General features: G+C 69.6%; 13 protein-coding genes. 10 read left to right on the forward strand and 3 right to left on the reverse strand.

The features are described 5' to 3' along the window. The first annotated feature begins 138 nt into the window (after positions 1–138). The 6 genes from FNV62_RS50280 to FNV62_RS50305 all read left to right on the forward strand — a co-directional run bounded on the left by FNV62_RS50280 (position 139) and on the right by FNV62_RS50305 (position 8919). Positions 139–834 carry an alpha/beta fold hydrolase gene (locus tag FNV62_RS50280; protein WP_143630058.1) on the forward strand — a complete coding sequence of 232 codons (696 nt, stop codon included), beginning with the start codon at positions 139–141 and terminating at the stop codon, positions 832–834. Between the two features lie 99 nt (positions 835–933). After that, positions 934–1779, forward strand: a complete 846-nt coding sequence (locus tag FNV62_RS50285) for an alpha/beta fold hydrolase (RefSeq protein ID WP_144316257.1) — start codon at positions 934–936, stop codon at positions 1777–1779. Positions 1780–1917: 138 nt separating this feature from the next. Then, a complete protein-coding gene (locus FNV62_RS58265) occupies positions 1918–2106 on the forward strand; it encodes a hypothetical protein (RefSeq protein ID WP_376330463.1) in 189 nt (62 codons plus the stop codon). Positions 2107–2386: 280 nt separating this feature from the next. After that, the gene (locus FNV62_RS50295) at positions 2387–5128 is read left to right on the forward strand and encodes an AAA family ATPase (RefSeq protein WP_143630061.1); all 2742 of its coding nucleotides are present in this window, start codon (positions 2387–2389) and stop codon (positions 5126–5128) included. A 157-nt stretch (positions 5129–5285) separates the two neighbouring features. Then, the gene (locus FNV62_RS50300; RefSeq protein WP_143630063.1) at positions 5286–5981 is read left to right on the forward strand and encodes an alpha/beta fold hydrolase; all 696 of its coding nucleotides are present in this window, start codon (positions 5286–5288) and stop codon (positions 5979–5981) included. Positions 5982–6099: 118 nt separating this feature from the next. Continuing rightward, on the forward strand, positions 6100–8919 hold the full coding sequence (locus tag FNV62_RS50305; protein ID WP_143630066.1) for an AAA family ATPase: 2820 nt from the start codon (positions 6100–6102) through the stop codon (positions 8917–8919). A gap of 125 nt (positions 8920–9044) precedes the next feature. Here FNV62_RS50305 and FNV62_RS50310 read toward each other — a convergent pair whose 3' ends face one another. The 3 genes from FNV62_RS50310 to FNV62_RS50320 form a co-directional block, all read right to left on the reverse strand. Beyond that, on the reverse strand, positions 9045–9866 hold the full coding sequence (locus tag FNV62_RS50310) for an alpha/beta hydrolase (protein WP_097288614.1): 822 nt from the start codon (positions 9864–9866) through the stop codon (positions 9045–9047). A 68-nt stretch (positions 9867–9934) separates the two neighbouring features. Next, positions 9935–10126, reverse strand: a complete 192-nt coding sequence (locus FNV62_RS57320; protein WP_143604626.1) for an SDR family NAD(P)-dependent oxidoreductase — start codon at positions 10124–10126, stop codon at positions 9935–9937. Positions 10127–10201: 75 nt separating this feature from the next. Beyond that, complete coding sequence (locus tag FNV62_RS50320; protein ID WP_164331890.1) at positions 10202–11470, reverse strand: NADH:flavin oxidoreductase/NADH oxidase family protein; 1269 nt, start codon at positions 11468–11470, stop codon at positions 10202–10204. A 331-nt stretch (positions 11471–11801) separates the two neighbouring features. On the opposite strand from FNV62_RS50320, the gene FNV62_RS50325 reads away from it, so the two are divergent. The 4 genes from FNV62_RS50325 (at position 11802) to FNV62_RS50340 (ending at position 16258) form a co-directional block, all read left to right on the forward strand. Then, positions 11802–13385, forward strand: a complete 1584-nt coding sequence (locus FNV62_RS50325) for a succinic semialdehyde dehydrogenase (protein ID WP_143604628.1) — start codon at positions 11802–11804, stop codon at positions 13383–13385. Positions 13386–13479: 94 nt separating this feature from the next. Further along, a complete protein-coding gene (locus FNV62_RS50330) occupies positions 13480–14409 on the forward strand; it encodes an NAD-dependent epimerase/dehydratase family protein (protein WP_164331891.1) in 930 nt (309 codons plus the stop codon). Between the two features lie 431 nt (positions 14410–14840). Next, on the forward strand, positions 14841–15341 hold the full coding sequence (locus tag FNV62_RS50335; RefSeq protein ID WP_054236160.1) for a hypothetical protein: 501 nt from the start codon (positions 14841–14843) through the stop codon (positions 15339–15341). After that, the gene (locus FNV62_RS50340) at positions 15338–16258 is read left to right on the forward strand and encodes an MsnO8 family LLM class oxidoreductase (protein WP_143604630.1); all 921 of its coding nucleotides are present in this window, start codon (positions 15338–15340) and stop codon (positions 16256–16258) included. The genes FNV62_RS50335 and FNV62_RS50340 overlap by 4 nt, the downstream gene beginning before the upstream one ends. The last annotated feature ends 93 nt before the right edge of the window (positions 16259–16351 follow it).

Here is a 16351-nt window from a genome sequence, read left to right on the forward strand (position 1 = left end):
GTCAGATGACGTAGCCGTGGCAGCCACCGTACGAACTACGTCATTTGGCTCAATCGAAGGCCGTCGCCGCCCTTCTAGCGTTCGGGTCATCATCCCGACCGAGTCCGGAACGGAATTCCGGACGAAGGAGGCAATGCCGTGAGCGAAGTGAAGAACATCGTGTTGGTCCACGGCGGTTTCGTCGACGGCTCCGGCTGGCAGGGCGTCTACGATCATCTGACCGCCGACGGCTACCGGGTCACCGTCGTGCAGAATCCGACCCTGTCACTGGCCGGGGACGTCGCCGCGACGCACCAGATCCTCGACGACCTCGACGGCCCTGCCGTGCTGGTCGGCCACTCCTACGGTGGCGTCGTCATCACCGAAGCGGGCAACCACCCGAACGTCGCCGGGCTTGCCTACATCGCGGCGTTCGCGCCGGACAAGGGCGAGTCCGTCAGCTCCCTGATCGCCGACCCGCCGCCCGGTGCGCCGGTTCCGCCGATCCTGCCGCCCAAGGACGGTTTCCTGTTCCTGGACAGGGGCAAGTTCGCGGCGTCGTTCGCCGCCGACGTGCCCTCGGCGGTGGCCGCCTTCATGGCCGATTCGCAGGTGCCGTGGGGCGTGGACGCGCTCGGCGGGACGGTGTCCGAACCGGCCTGGCGGACCAAGCCCTCGTGGTACCTGGTCGCCACCGATGACCACATGATCCCGCCGCCCGCCCAGCGAGTCATGTCCGAGCGGGCGGGGTCGACCGTCACCGAGACCCCGGGCAGCCACGCCGTCTACGTGTCCAACCCCGCGGCCGTGGCGGCCGTCATCAACCAGGCGGCCCACGCGGTCTCCGCCCGCTAGCGGAGGCGTCGCCTCCCGCGTCGCCGCCCAGTCCGTCTCGCCCGGTGCCTCCGGCCGGGCGGGACTTCATTTCCCGCCTTCTCCCCAAGGAGTTTCGCCATGCACGTCCGCCGAATGATCACCCGCCGTCGGGCGCTCGTGAGCGGAGTCGCCGTCGCCGCGACGGCCTCGATGGTCGTCCCGGCCGGCTCCACCGCCGCGGCCGCCGACCACACCAAGGCCCAGTCGAAGGCCAAGCCGACCATCGTTCTCGTGCACGGCGGATTCGCCGACGCCTCCGGCTGGAACGGCGTCATCGAACGGCTCCAGCACGACGGATACAAGACCATCGCCCCCGCGAACCCGCTGCGCGGCATTCCCACCGACGCCACCTACATCGCGAGCGTCCTCGAATCGATCGAGGGACCGATCGTTCTGGTCGGCCACTCCTACGGCGGCGCCGTCATCACGAACGCCGCCGCGGGCAACCCCGACGTCAAGGCACTGGTCTACGTCGCGGCGTTCGCGCCCGACAAGGGCGAGCAGCTCGGCGTCCTGCTCAACAAGTACCCCGGCAGCCTGATCGGCTCCTCCGTACAGGGAGTGCCCTACCCCAACCCGGACGGCACCACCGGCACCGACCTCTATCTGCAGGCCGACAAGTTCCGGGCCGCCTTCGCAGCCGACCTGCCCATTTCCACCACCCGGCTCATGCAGGCGACCCAGCGGCCCTTCTCGGCCTCGTCCCTCACCGACGTCACCCAGGCCGCCGCCTGGCGCACCATCCCCTCCTGGGCCATCGTCGCCACCGAGGACAAGGCCATCCCGCCCGATCTGGAGCGCTGGTTCTACGAGCGCGCCAAGTCCCACGTCATCGAGGTCGAGGGAGCCTCGCACGTCCCCATGATCAGCCACCCGATCACCACCGCCAAGCAGATCGAGGCCGCCGCCCGGGCCACCAGCTGACCGGCAAGGACTGGCCGACCGGATGGTCCTCTCCCACGACGCCTTCTGCCACATCGACTGGTTCCCCCAGGCGTCCGCGAGCAGATCGCACGGAACTGGCACTACACGCACCTGCACGACCACGTCCTTCCAGCGCTGCTGCAAGGCGGGGTCACCCAGGCGCAACTGGACACCATGCTCGTCGACAACCCACGCCGCTACTTCAGCCCGGCCAAGTCCCAGCGGCACACCACACGGCGCTGTCGACCAGAGCCTGTCCAGGCGGCTCGGTCCGACCTCGTGGCCGAGGCCACAGACTGCCCTCTGGCGGGTGTTGGCCTCCCATGAACACCGCGGACAGGACCACGATGTGCCCGGCACGATCACCATGTGCCCGGCCACGATCACGATGTGGCTGTGCGGATCGTCCGGGCGGGCAGCTCACGCCCGGTCCTGCCCCACTTCACACCGAGCCGAGTGCCCCTGTTCCTGCCCGTGGTGTGGCGGAAGGACCGCAGGTAGCGTGCGGGCTGTGACACCTGACGATGGGGCTGCCGGCCCGAGACAGAGCCCGAGACAGAGCCCGAGACAGAGCCCGCACGACGGCCAATCGCCAGCAGCGGATGGCATGTTGGTCGGGCGGGAGCACGAGCTGAAGGTCGTTGAGGAGTTCGTGCTTCGGGCAGCGAGTGACGGAGATGCCCTGGTGCTCTACGGGGAAGCCGGCGTCGGTAAGACGGTCCTGCTCGACGCGGCCGAAGAAGCGGCTGCCGAGAGCGGAGTTCCCGTCATGCGCACCGTCGGCGTCGAGGTCGAAACGGATCTGGCGTACGCCGCTCTGTACCGGCTGCTGACGCCGTTCCTGTCGCAGCTCGACGGGTTGAGCGGGCAGCAGCGTCGCACGCTGGCGACGGCGCTCGGGCTCGACGAGGGGCCGCCGCCCGACCGGCTGGCCGTGTCGAACGCGGTGCTGTCGCTGCTCGGGCTGGCCAGGGGTGACGGGCCGCTCCTGGTGATCGTGGACGATCTGCCGTGGCTGGACCGTATGAGCGCGGCGGTACTGGCGTTCGTCGCGCGGCGGCTCGCCGGCGCCCGGATCGGGTTTCTCGGCGCCTTCCGCACGGGCGAGTCGAGTTTCTTCGACGGCGGTGGGCTGGCTGCCGTCGAGGTGATGCCGCTCGGCCAGACCGCCGCCGGCAGCCTGATCGACCGGCGCTTCCCGGCACTTGCGCCCAGAGTGCGCCAACACGTGCTCGCCGAGGCGGCCGGGAATCCGCTGGCGCTGCTGGAACTGCCCGCGCGAGTGACCGATCGCAGCCATGAACGGCAGCCGGCTCCGGCACTGCCGTTGAGCCAGCGGTTGGAGCATCTGTTCGCCGCCAGGGTGGATCCGCTTCCGGCCGCGACCCGGCGCGCCCTGTTGCTCGCCGCGCTCGACGCCACCGGTGACCTCGGCATCCTCGTCGCGGCCTTCGGCTCGAACGCCATCGACGACCTCGCCCCGGCGGAGCGCGCACAGTTGATACGGGTCAATGGTGAGCGGCGGCGACTGGCGTTCCGTCACCCACTGATGCGGTCCGCGGTCATCGCGATGTCCACCGATCAGCAGCGGCGCGACCTCCACGCGGCGATCGCCGCGCAGATGCCGGACCAGCCCGACCGCCGCGCCTGGCATCTGGCCGAGGCCGCCGCAGCCCCGGACGAGTCCATCGCCGTGCTCCTGGAGCAGACGGCGGACCGGATCCTCCGTCGAGGCGACGCGGTCGGCGCGCTCTCCGCCCTGCTGCGCGCGGCCGACCTCACTCCCGCCGGCCGGGACCGGGGCCGGCGACTGGCACGCGCCGCGTACATCGGAGCAGAGGTGACCGGGGACATCGGCAGTGTGCCGCGGCTGTTGGCCGACGCGCACCATGCCGACCCAGGCGGTGCCGACGCGCTGGCCGCGGCGGTCGCGACGTCCGCGTACCTGCTGAACGGTGAGGGCGACGTCAACGCGGCGCACCGCATGCTCTTCGGGGCCATCGCGGCTCGCGAGGTGCTGGACGGCGAGGACGACGGCCTGATCGAAGCCCTCTGGTTCCTCATCGCCATCTGCGTGTTCGGCGGCCGGGCGGAACTGTGGCAGCCGTTGGACGGCTTGATGGGACGTTTCAGACCGGCGCCACCGCGATATCTGACCGTCCTCGCCAAGGCCTTCGGCGATCCCGCGCATCAGGCTCTGCCGGTACTCGACGAACTCGACGGCTTGATCGGTGGGTTGAGCCAGGAGCCCGATCCGGCATACGTGGCGCGTGTCGCCATCGCCGGTGCCTACGTGGATCGACAGCGCGCGTGCCGAGGCCCCGCGCAGGCGGTCGTCGACCACGGCAGGGAGGGCGGTGCCGTCACCTCGCAGATCCAGATCGAGGTCATCCTGGCCAACGACGACTTCTTCGCCGGCCAATGGGATGAGGCGCTGGGGCTGTGCGACGAAGGGAAACGCCTCTGCGAACTGCACGGCTACCCGTTGCTGAGATGGCTGTACGTCCATCAGGACGCTGTGATCGCGGCGGCGCGGGGCCGGACCGAGCGCGCGCGGGCCGCAGCCGAGGCGATGACCCGCTGGGCGGCACCGCGCGGAGTCGGGCTTCTCCGCGCGTATGGGCACGGTATCGAGGCCCTCCTGTCGCTCGGACGCGGTAAGTATCAGGAGGCCTTCGTCCATGCGTCCTCGATCACTCCGCCGGGGAAGTTGCAGTCTTATGCCCCCTACGCCCTGTGGACCGCTCTGGATCTCGTCGAGGCAGCGGTACGCGCCGGCCTGCGCACCGAGGCCGCTCGGCACGTCGCCGCGCTGAGGGACGCGGACATCCCCGCGATCTCCCCCCGCCTGGCACTCGTCACAGCGGGAGCCGCCGGCATGGTGTCTCCCGACGGGCGGTTCGCGGACCACTTCGAAGCAGCGCTCACCGTCGCCGGAGCGGAACGGTGGCCCTTCGACCGGGCCCGGATCCAGCTGTCCTACGGGCAACGCCTGCGCCACGGCCGAGCCATGGCCGAGGCACGCAGACATCTCGGCGAGGCCTTCGACACCTTCCAGCGGCTCGATGCCACACCGTGGTCCGCCCTCGCCGGCAAGGAACTGCGGGCCGCCGGCGGATCACGGGGGAAGCTTCAGGCGGGTGGCATCGCAGCACTGACGCCGCAACAGCGGGAGATAGCGAAACTGGCGGCAGCGGGTCTGACGAACAAGCAGATCGCCGAGCGCCTCTTCCTGTCGCCGCGCACGGTAAGCACGCACCTTTATCAGATCTATCCCAAGCTCGGCGTGACCACCAGGGCCGGACTACGTGACGCTCTGAGCAACGAGGAGCAGCCCACCACGGAGTGAGCCGCCGCCCGCCGTCCGGTGCGGAGCTTCGCCCTCCGCCGCCGACCGGCGACAAGGCCGGGCGGGGTCTCCCTTCTGACGATCCACGTCATTTGACTGAATCGGCTGGGCTGTTGACGGGCCTAGCGTGGCGGCAGCACGCGTGAGGAGGAAGCGAATGCATACCGGTGATCCCGCCCGAAACGTGGTCTTAGCGCATGGCGGTTTCGTCGACGGTTCCGGCTGGCGGGCGGTGTACGACCTGCTCAGGGCGGACGGCTCCCACGTGAGCATCGTGCAGAATCCGACCCTGTCGCTGGATGGCGACGCCACCGTGACCCGGCAGGTGCTCGGGCTGCAGGACGGTCCCACCGTGCTGGTCGGCCACTCGTACGGCGGCGCCGTCATCAGCGAGTCGGGCACCCACGACAAGGTCGCGGCTCTCGTCTACGTCGCCGCGTTCGCGCCGGACAAGGGCGAGTCCGTCGGGTCTCTGACCGCCGACCCGCCGCCCGGCGTCCCGGTCCCGCCGATCCTGCCGCCCAAGGACGGGTACTTGTTCCTCGACCGCGCAGACTTCGCGCCGTCGCTCGCCGGCGACCTCCCCGCCGACCGCGCGGCCTTCCTCGCGGACTCGCAGGTTCCGTGGGGCGTGGACGCGCTCGGCGGCAGGGTGACCGAGCCGGCCTGGCGGCACAAGCCGAGCTGGTGCCTGGTCGCCGCCGACGACCGGATGATCCCGCCCCCGGCGCAGCGGGCGATGGCCGAGCGCTCCGGCGCGTCCGTCGTCGAGGTGCCGGGCAGCCACGCCATCTACGAATCGCGACCCGATGCCGTCGCCGACCTGATCAAGCGAGCCGCCACCGGCCCGTGAACCGACCGTACAACCGTCCCGGCCGGGCCACATTCGGCCGGGACCTCCCGCCGTTCAGCCGTATCACCCGTCGGTCCGACGGCGTATGTTCGGCCGAGAGACACTTGCGAGGCATGTCATGAGCACCGGCGTCATCTCACCAGCCGACCCACGGCAGATGCTCTTTGGCCGCGACCACGATCTCGCCGTCATCGCCGCCTTCGTCGACGGCGTCGCCGACAAAGGCGGCGGGTCCCTACTCGTCACCGGAGAAGCAGGTGTCGGCAAGAGCGCGCTCCTACATGCCGCAGCGGCGCGAGCCGTCGACGGAGGTGTCCGCGTACTGCGGGCGGCCGGCGCGGAGTTCGAGGGTGATCTGCGCTTCGCCGGGCTCCACCAGATTCTGCATCCGCTGCTCGACGGGCTGGCCGACCTTTCCGACCAGTACCGGAACGCACTCACGGTGGCCCTCGGCTTCGCATCCGGACAGGCCCCTGCGCGGCACGCCGTCGCGGGCGCCACCATGGCCCTGCTTCGACACGCCTCGCAAGCCCGTCCCCTCCTGCTGGTGATCGACGATCTTCCGTGGCTGGATCGGGGGAGCGCCACGGTGCTGCGCTCACTCGACCTCGCCGCGACCCGGATCGGGATGCTGGCCGTCACCCGCGACGATCACGGCGCGCATCGCGGATCCGGCGCCACACGCGTCCACGAACTCGCGCCGCTGGACGATCAGTCGGCGGCCGCGCTGCTGACGGATCGGTTTCCCGCGCTGCCCCCGGAGGTACGTAGGCGGCTTCTGACCGAGGCGCTCGGCAACCCGCTGACTCTCCAGGAGCTGCCGGCCGCACTCGACGCGGCCCAACGGTCGGGATCCGCGCCGCTGCCTCACGTACTGCCGCTCAGCCGACGCCTACAGGCGGTCTTCGCCTCCCAAGTGGCCGAACTCCCACCGCCGAGCTGGCATCTGCTGCTGTTGGCGGTATTGGACGGCACCGGTGACCTGTCGGCCCTCCGGTCGCTGCTGCCTGACCATGTGGTGACGGAGGCCTTGCGAGACGCACAAGAGTCCGGACTGATAGACCTGGATCGTGCGAAGACGCGTCTGGATTTCCGCAATCCGCTGATCCGCTCGGCCGTGGTGGAGCTGTCCACCGCCGGTGAGCAGCGCAGAGCTCACGAGGTGCTGGCGCGGCGGCCCGACGCAGACGAGGAGCGCCGCACCTGGCACCTCGCGCACGCGGCGGTCGAGCCGGACGAGCAGGTCGCCGAGCTGCTGGAGCAACTGGCCCGCCGGGCGCGCGGACGCGGCGACGTCGCCGGTGCGGTCGCCGCCTTCACCCGAGCGGCCGCTCTCAGCCAGGACAGGCGCGACCGGAGCCGCAGGGCCGCCGCAGCCGCCTACCTCGGCACGGACGCGACCGGAAACCTGCTCGACGTGCCGCGGCTCCTGGAAGCGTGCCGGCCGACCCACGACGCCGACGCGACCTTGTTGACGACGGCGCTCGCGGCCGCACACCATCTCCTTCTCAGCGGCATCGGGGACGTCGACTCCGCGTACCGTCTGCTGATCAAGGCCGTCGACACCGGACTGAGCCGGGTGGACACACCGCACGACGTCCTTCAGGAGGGCCTGTACACGCTGGCGTGGATCAGCTTCTTCGGCGCCCGCGCGGAACTCCGGGAACCCCTCGAACGAGCCGTGACGCGTCTGACTTCCCGCGTCCCGGAATCGTTGGCGCTGCTGATGAGCTGTCTCGGCGATCCGGTCCACACCTCGCTCCCTGACCTGCGCCGACTCGACGACGCGGTCGGCGGACTCGCGGCGGCGGACCCCGTCGAGGTGATCCGGATCGGCATGGCCGGCCAGTACGTCGGCCGCTTGAAGACCTGCCGTCCGGCACTGCAGAGGCTGCTGGAGGAGGGGCGCGAAGGCGAACATGTCACGCTCACGATCCACGCGATGAATCTGCTGAGCCGCCACTGCTACGAATCCGGGGAGTGGGATCAGCTCGCCCACCTCAGCGAGGAAGGCCTGCGGCTCAGCCGCCTGCACGGCTACCACCTCCTCGCCCAGACGTTCCTCCACCATCAAGCCCTGCTCGCAGCGACACGCGGAGACACCGACCGGGCGGAGGACCTCGCCGACGAGATCACGCGCTTCGCGGCACCCAGGCGTGTCCAGCTCCTCCTCACCCTGGCCGCGGAGATCAGAACGAGAGCGGCTCTCGGCCGCGGAGAATACGAAGCGGCATTCCTGCAGGCGACCTCGGTCAGCCCCGCCGGGGTCCTTCCGCATTTCCAGGGACCTACGCTGTGGCTGATCCCGGACCTCGTGGAGTCGGCCCTTCTCTCCGGTCGGCATGCCGAAGCCGAGGCCCACGTCGCAACGCTGCGCCGCGCCCAAGTGCCCGCGATATCGGGCAGGCTGGCGCTGGTGACGCACGGCGCGGCAGCCATGACGGCCGACGACGATCGGTTCGTGGCACGGTTCGAACGCGCGCTGGCCCTACCGGGCGCCGACACCTGGCCGTTTGACCTCGCCCGCATCCGGCTCTTCTACGGCGAACGCCTTCGGCGCGCCAAGGCCACGCAGACAGCGCGTGAACAGCTCAACGCCGCCCTCACGACCTTCACGCGGCTGGGGGCATCGCCATGGGCCGACCGCGCGCTGAGCGAACTGCGAGCATCAGGCCTCGCGGCCGTACAGGCCGGCGCCTCGCCAGACACCCGCCTGTCACCTCAGCAGTACGAGATCGCAAGGCTGGCCGCCGCGGGAATGACGAACAAGCAGATCGGTCAACGGCTGCACCTCTCGCCGCGGACTGTGGGAAGCCACCTCTACCAGGTCTTCCCCAAACTGGGCATCACCTCTCGCGCAGCGCTCCGCGATGCCCTGCAAGAGGCCGGGAAACCGGCGGACGCCGGGCCGAAGGACACTGTGCCTCCGCAGCCGTGATCGCCGACGTACGCGGGGCGGCCCTGAGTGGCAGAACTGCGCGGAGTACAGGGCTTGTTCGAGCGAGACCATCACGCTGAGGACGCCAGGGTGGTGACTGCCGGCAGGTCGGGACGTCGGGCGTTTCAGGCGCGGGCCTGGCTGTTGCGGACGGCCCAGGCCAGGGCGAAGTCGGCGACGCCCTCCCAGCCGTCCTGTCCGACGGTGTAATGGGAGCGGTCAGGGAACTCGTGGTAGTCGGTGATGGCCGACGACTTGCGGTAGAGCCGGGCGTTGGCCTTGTTCACCTTCGGTGGGACGATGTGGTCCGCTCCTCCGGCTATGAACAGCAGCGGTGCGCGGCTGTTGTTGCGGAAGTCGACACGGGTGGCGGCACGGGGGTTGAAGTTGGCGAACGCGCCCTGGAAGAGGACACGCGCGGAGCCGGGCACGTGGTACCGGTCGTAGACTGCCTGCGATTCCTCATGGCTCAGTGTGTTGGTGAACGCGTAATGGAACTGGCGGGGGGTCAGGCCCACTGCCTTGTTCTTGTTGGCAGGGTTGCCCAGCACGGGCCAGGCCGACCTGAGCGTGGACAGTGGGACCGGAAGCACACCCCTGACCGGCGCTGAATCGATGGCCACGCCGGCGACGCCGAGTCCCCGGGCCAGAAGGATCTGGACGAGTGCGCCCCCGAAGGAGTGGCCCATGATGATCGGCGGCTCGTCCAGGCCGCGGATGGTCCGTTCGTAGTGGTTGGCGATCTCGCCCAGTCCGACACCCGCGATCGAGGACGGGTCGCGTCGCAGTTCCTCCACCTCGCGCTCCAACCCGGGCCAGGCCGGTGCCAGTACGCGGTGGCCCGAGGCGGTGTATCGGTCGCTCCACTGTTCCCAACTGCGCGGAGTCATCCACAAACCGTGAATGAGGACGATCGTGCCGGTCCTCGGCTTACCGATCGCGGACATGGGGCTCTCCTGGGGATGGAACGTTGTGCCTCGTCTCACGTCCATCGACTCGGCGTGGTCGTCGGGGTTCATGAGGTTGTCGCGGCCCTGACGGCTGACCCGTGTTCCAGTGGGGTGCGAGTGGGCCCGGTGTCTACCGGATCGCGGTCGACACCGACCACAACGGCTCCTCCCTCTGTGAGCAGACGGGCAGTGGCCTGTCCGATGCCTGAGGCGGCACCGGTGACGACCACGACCTTGTCCGCCAGTCGCAGATCCATGACGTTCTCCTTTGGGTGTGAGGCCAGCGGTGCGGACGGCTGACCGCAGCGCGCGGGACGGGCAGAACGCTGCGCTCAGCTGGGCGCCAGTCGGGGCAGCAAGAGGTCCCGGGCGGTGGTGAGGAGAGCGATCGCGAGGGCGGTCGCGGGGCCGCGATCGGGGCGAACGGCCTTGCCGCGGCCCATGCGGGCGATCTGCTGTTGGTGCCAGGCGCTGTTGAGGAGGTCGTCGATGTTCTTGTGGCCGAGTGTCTTCGGCGTCACCAGGCTCTTTTCGGCGGTTGCGTCCAGGAGGCGCTGCGGCAGGTCCGGCTCGTAGGTGATGGGGCGCGCCAGTCCGACGACGTCGACCGCACCGCTGTCCAGCGCGTCGTTCATGCCCTGCCGGCTGCGGAATCCGCCCGTCAGCATGAGGGGCACCGACACCTCCTGGGAGAATCGCTCCGCGAACTCGAGGAAGAATGCTTCCCGCTTACGGGTCGACTCCCGCTGCGACGCACCCGCGACCATGGCTGCGCTCTCGAACGTTCCGCCGGAGATCTCCAACAGGTCGATGCGCTCCTGCTCCAGGGCCCGGGCGACGGCCAGTGAGTCCTCGGCGTCGAAGCCGCCGCGCTGAAAGTCCGCGGAATTGAGCTTGACCGCGATCAGGAACTGGTCGGAGGTCGCTGCCCGGACCGCGCGCACCGTCTCGATGAGCAACCGCATTCGGTTCTCCAGCGAGCCGCCCCAGCGGTCCGTGCGTTGGTTGACCAGCGGCGACAGGAACTGGTTGAACAGGTAGCCGTGTGCGGCGTGGATCTCTACGCCGTGGAAGCCGGCATCGGCGGCGACCTTGGCGGTCAGGGCGAAGCGGCCGATGATCGCGGTGATCTCCGCGTCGGACAGCGCGCGCGGCGTCCGGAACAGCGCGGTGCCACCCACGGCGAGGGGCACGGCGGAGGAGCTGACGACATCGTGCCGACGCCCGGGGAGCACGTTGCCTCGCATGGTCTGCCGCCCGGGGTGTGACAGCTGCAGGATGAACTTGGCGTCGGTGCCCTTGGTCACCGCGGCCCAACGGCGCAGTTGCTCATGGTGTCGGCCGTCCTCGATGACCACGTTGCGCGGCGCTTCCAGCGCAGTGCCGTCGACCATGACGTTGCCGCTGATCAGCAACCCGGTCCCGGAGAGCGCCAGCGTCCGGTAGGCGGTGATGAGCTGATTCGTGGGTGCCCCATGGCGGTCCGCGAGGTGCTCGCTGGTCGCGGCCTTGGCAAGCCGGTTCGGCAGCGTGACGCCGCTGCGCAGGACAAGCGGGTTGGCCAGCGCATTGCGCCCGCCTCCTGCTCGGTTCTCATTCATCCGAGACCCAACTTCCTGGTTCATCCGAGTCCCACCTTCCTGGACTGTACGTTGTACATGCATGCTGTACAGGTGAACATGTACGGCGTACGAGTGTCAAGGCGGAGGGGGTGACCCCACGCCTGGCCGCCGGTGCCCGCTCGCGTACGAGGCCGCTGCAAGCGACGTGGGGGCCGCCGTGCGGCCGTTGGGTCTCCGGGCGTAGTGCCCCTCTCCCCTTGACGCCTGTACTTAGTACATGTTTTCCTATACATCGTCCATGTACGTCGCATGGTGTGCTCGCTCAGTGAGAACGCCATGGCATGGATGGAATCCTGTTTGGAGGTGACCGATGAGACAGTCCTCGGAGAGTCGAAGGAGCACTTCTGCTGTCGGCGCGGGACGGCCGGACGCCCCGCTGGTCCGGAGGCTGACGGCAGGGGTCGCCGCCACCGGCGAGCCGGTGGCCACGACCGCCCCGTTCACCGGCGACGCGCTCGCCGTTCTTCCCCAGTCCACGGCCGCGGACGTCGCAGATGCCTTCGCCGCTGCGCGTGAGGCCCAGCGCAGTTGGGCGGCCCTGCCGGCGCGTCGCAGAGCCGAGCCCTTCCTGAGGCTCCACGACGTCATGCTGTCCCGCCGGAACGAGATCCTCGATCTGCTCCAGTGGGAGAACGGCAAGGCTCGCCACCACGCCTTCGAAGAACTACTGGAAGCGGCGTCGTCGACCCTGTATGCCGCCCGGCAGGCCCCGAAGGTGCTGCGGCCCCACCGCAGGCAAGGAGCCTTCCCCCTGCTCACTCAGGCGGTCGAGACACCCCACCCCAAGGGTGTCGTGGGCATCATCACGCCGTGGAACTACCCCCTGGCCCTCGGCATGGACGTGATCCCGGCCCTGCTGGCCGGCAACGCGGTCGTCCACAAACCCGACAACCAGACCGCGCTGTCCAGCCTCTGGCCCCGCGCCCTGCTCCAGGAGCTGGGCCTTCCCGCAGACCTGTGGCAGGTGGTGCTGGGACGTTCGAACGTGGTGGGGGAGCCCATGATGGAGCATGCCGACTTCATCGGCTTCACCGGCTCCACAGCCGTCGGCCGCACCATCGCCGAACAGGCCGGTCGACGCCTGATCGGCTGCTCCCTCGAACTCGGCGGCAAGAACCCGCTCCTGGTGCTGGCCGATGCCGACCTCGACCACACCGTGGACTCCGCCGTCCGAGCATGCTTCGCAAGCTCCGGACAACTGTGTGTTTCGGTCGAGCGCATCTACGTCCACACCTCGCTGTACGAGCAGTTCGTCACACGCTTCGGCGCACGTGTCCGGGCCATGAAGCTGGGAGCGCAGCTGGACTTCACGGCCGACATGGGCTCACTCACCTCCCAGGCGCAGCTGGACCGGATCAGCACGCAGGTCGAGGAGGCCCGCGCCGCAGGTGCGACCGTCGTTGCGGGCGGGCGGCCACGCCGGGACCTCGGCCCCTACTTCTACGAGCCGACCGTGCTCACCGGCGTCACCCCTGAGGTGCCGCTGTGGCGGGACGAGTCATTCGGGCCGGTGGTGTCCGTCTACCCGTTCGAGAACGAGGAGGAGGCGGTACGTGCTGCCAACGACTCCGTCTACGGGCTCAATGCCAGCGTCTTCAGCCGCGACGTCCGCCGAGCCCGCCGACTCGCCGCTCGAATCGAAGCGGGCACCGTGAACATCAACGAGGGCTACGCCTCCGCCTACGCCTCCCAGGGCGCCCCGATGGGCGGCATGAAGGACTCCGGCCTCGGACGCCGCCATGGCCGGGCAGGCCTCCTGAAGTACACCGAACCCCAGAACGTGTCCAGTCAGCACGTGCTCGGCTTCGACCCCCCAGCCCGGATGAGCAAGGCCGGCTATGCCGAACTGCTCACCGCTTCACTGCGCACCCTCAAGACCTTGCGCATACGGTAACTCGCTTTCAGTAGTCACCGACTGCGCGGGATGCCCCTGCCCCATCGCATTACACCCCCCACCACGTATGACACCCCCACCAAGAGAGACGATCATGAAGGTACTCATCACCGGCGCGACCGGCTACATCGGCCGGGCTGTGGCCCAGCGACTGCTCACTGCCGGGCACGACGTCACCGGCCTGGTCCGCAACGAACTCGGCGTACGCACACTGACCACGGCCGGCATCGAGCCCGTGCACGGTGCACTCGACGACGCGGACTCCCTGCGCGCAGCGGTGGAGGGCGCCGACTCCGTCATCGAGACCGCGAGCGCAGACCACGCCGAGTCCACCACCGCTCTGCTGAAGGCCATCGCCGGCACCGGAAAGCGCTTCATCCGAACCAGCGGCACCGGCATCTACACCGACCTCGCCGGAGGCGAGCCCACCGGCATCGTCCACACCGAGGACGACGGCTACAGGCCCATCCCCCCGCTGGCGCCCCGCTACAGCCTGGACGTCATGGTGCAGGAAGCCGCACAGGCGGGCGACGACACCGTCGTGCTGCGCCCCACCATGATCTACGGCTACGGCGGCAGCGAACAGCTCCCCATGATGCTCCGCGCCTCTCTGCGCGACGGGGTGAGCCGTTACCTCGGCCGCGGCCTGAACCGGTACGGAAACGTCTACCTCGACGACCTGGCCGACGCCTATCTGCTCGCGCTGCAACACGCCCCCGCCGGCAGTGTCTACAACCTCGCCACCGACGAGTGCGACTTCCGTCGCATCGCGGAGGCCATCGCGAAACTGTTCGGCTTCGGGGGTGCCGTCTCCGCCACCGAGGAGGAGTTCGCCCAGGCCCTCGGCCCCCTGCCCGCTGCCGGCCTGGGCAGCAACAGCCGGGTGGACTCGACCAGGGCGCGCACCGAACTGGGGTGGGCGCCGCAGGGCCCGCCGCTGCTCGACGAGCTCGTCCACGGCTCGTACCGCCGGATCTGGGGTCCCAAGGGCATCACCGTCACCCCCGGACAGTCGACCGCATGACCGAAGCACCTTGACACATCACGGCCGACTGCTGTGATCCCGAGCGGGGCACCGCGGCGCCTTCCGGCCCGGCACGAGAGGGGAATCCCTCCCGTGCCGGGCAAAGCGCGCCGTGCGGGGCGCGTCGTGCGGCGGCATGGGAAGACCTGGCGGGTGGGCGAGTTGTTCCGGAGAGAGCCCTCGGATGACTGCGGTGCTGCCGATGGGGCGGGGTCGTCGATGCGGCGGATGCCCGGCACCAAGTTCGTTGCCGATCCGGGTGTGTTGTTCGTTCTGCGCGATGACCCGCCAGACCCGGATCGGGTCAATGCCCAGTGGGGGAGCGCGCAACAGCAGGCAGATGGCCCTGACGACGACCGAGCACCTGGGGTCTGTCACTCACCTCTGCCTCACGCACAAGGCAACACCACCCCGACCAGGAGAGCCTCCTCATGTACGACGCCGACCCTGCATACACCGCCGCACTGCTGAAGCACTTCGCCGACCTCCGCGACGGCACCCACGGCGACGCAGTCTCCCGACAGGCCAAGGAAGAACTCTTCGCCGCCACGGTCGAGTTGCTCGATCCCTACGCCCGCCAGGCACTCGACGAGACCAACACACACCTCCTCCTCGGCACCGGGGAGGTCATCGCCACCGGCGCCCGGAAGTCCCAAGACGGCACAGCGGCGGTATGGGCGCTGACCTGGCCCGAGCAGCGGGCCGTAGGCATCAACCCGATCACCCTCCACGCCTTCTACGGCGCCGGATTCCACCACCCACACCTGCGCGGCGGCACCGTGGGCGACTGGCCCCTGAACGCCTTCACACCCACGCAGGCCGCCGCGGAACTCCCCACACTGCGCGCCATCGCCTCGGCGGAGCTGCACAACCTCGTCTTCCAGCGCGACTACCGGATCATCCCGGCCACCACACACGGGCAGGCCGCATGACCCTGCGCCTGTCGATACTCGACCAGTCCCCGATCCCGGCCGGCGGAGCGCCGGCCGAGGCGCTCATCGCCACCCTCCAGCTCGCCCGAAGCGCCGAGTGCCTCGGATACCACCGCTTCTGGGTCGCCGAACACCACGGGGCAGCGGGCTTCGCCGGAACCGCCCCCGAGATCATGGTCGCCAGCCTGCTCGAGAACACCCGCCGACTGCGCATCGGCTCCGGCGGCGTGCTCCTGCCCCGCTATGAGCCACGCAAGGTCGCCGAAGTCTTCCGCGTCCTGGGCGCACTCCACCCGGGACGCGTCGACCTCGGCATCGGCCGTGCGGGTGGCATCGCACGGGACTTTCCGCGCAGGTTCGCCGAAGTCATCGATCTCCTCGGCAAGCCCTACCCGGGCTACATCCCACCGACCGTCTGGCTGCTTGGTGCGGGCAGCGGATCCGCCCGCCTCGCCGGCGCCCTCGGAACCCGCTACGCCTTCGCTCACTTCCTGAGCCCACAGCTGAGCACTGCCGCACTGGACACCTTCCACGGCAGCGGTACGGTGCATGCCTCCACCCGCAGCGCACTCGCGGTACGGGTGGTGGTGGCGGACACCGAAGCCAAGGCCCAAGAGCTGACCGCAGGCTTCCTGCTCTGGCGCAGCCGCAAAGACCTCGGCCACAACGAGCCGTTCCCCTCGCCTGCCACGGTGCGCAGCCACAGCTGGACCGCCGAGGAAGACGCGCGAGTCGGCCACAGCGGTCGGCAGTTGGTGGCCGGGACCCCCCATCAGGTGAAGGCCGAACTCATCGGACTCGCCCGCGCCCACCAGGTCGACGAGATCATCGTCAATACGCTCACCCATGACCCGGTCGACCGGCTGCGCTCGTACGAGCTGCTGGCGGAGACTTTCCAACTCGCCCCGAAAGCTTAGGCAGCCGCTGTCGCCATGCCGGCACGCCAACGTAGCCCCGTCGGGTGACGGCGGCGCGGTCCGGCACCATCCTGCGTGGCGCGCGGTTCGCTC

Source organism: Streptomyces sp. RLB3-17 (assembly GCF_007113425.2).
Classification (GTDB): domain Bacteria; phylum Actinomycetota; class Actinomycetes; order Streptomycetales; family Streptomycetaceae; genus Streptomyces; species Streptomyces mirabilis_D.

Excerpts from the sequence above, each read along its gene's own strand:
- FNV62_RS50285 (WP_144316257.1), top strand. The coding sequence starts at position 934 with ATGCACGTCCGCCGAATGATCACCCGCCGTCGGGCGCTCGTGAGCGGA.
- FNV62_RS50295 (WP_143630061.1), top strand. The coding sequence starts at position 2,387 with ATGTTGGTCGGGCGGGAGCACGAGCTGAAGGTCGTTGAGGAGTTCGTG.
- FNV62_RS50300 (WP_143630063.1), top strand. The coding sequence starts at position 5,286 with ATGCATACCGGTGATCCCGCCCGAAACGTGGTCTTAGCGCATGGCGGT.
- FNV62_RS50305 (WP_143630066.1), top strand. The coding sequence starts at position 6,100 with ATGAGCACCGGCGTCATCTCACCAGCCGACCCACGGCAGATGCTCTTT.
- FNV62_RS50310 (WP_097288614.1), bottom strand. The coding sequence starts at position 9,866 with ATGTCCGCGATCGGTAAGCCGAGGACCGGCACGATCGTCCTCATTCAC.
- FNV62_RS57320 (WP_143604626.1), bottom strand. The coding sequence starts at position 10,126 with ATGGATCTGCGACTGGCGGACAAGGTCGTGGTCGTCACCGGTGCCGCC.
- FNV62_RS50320 (WP_164331890.1), bottom strand. The coding sequence starts at position 11,470 with ATGAATGAGAACCGAGCAGGAGGCGGGCGCAATGCGCTGGCCAACCCG.
- FNV62_RS50325 (WP_143604628.1), top strand. The coding sequence starts at position 11,802 with ATGAGACAGTCCTCGGAGAGTCGAAGGAGCACTTCTGCTGTCGGCGCG.
- FNV62_RS50330 (WP_164331891.1), top strand. The coding sequence starts at position 13,480 with ATGAAGGTACTCATCACCGGCGCGACCGGCTACATCGGCCGGGCTGTG.
- FNV62_RS50335 (WP_054236160.1), top strand. The coding sequence starts at position 14,841 with ATGTACGACGCCGACCCTGCATACACCGCCGCACTGCTGAAGCACTTC.
- FNV62_RS50340 (WP_143604630.1), top strand. The coding sequence starts at position 15,338 with ATGACCCTGCGCCTGTCGATACTCGACCAGTCCCCGATCCCGGCCGGC.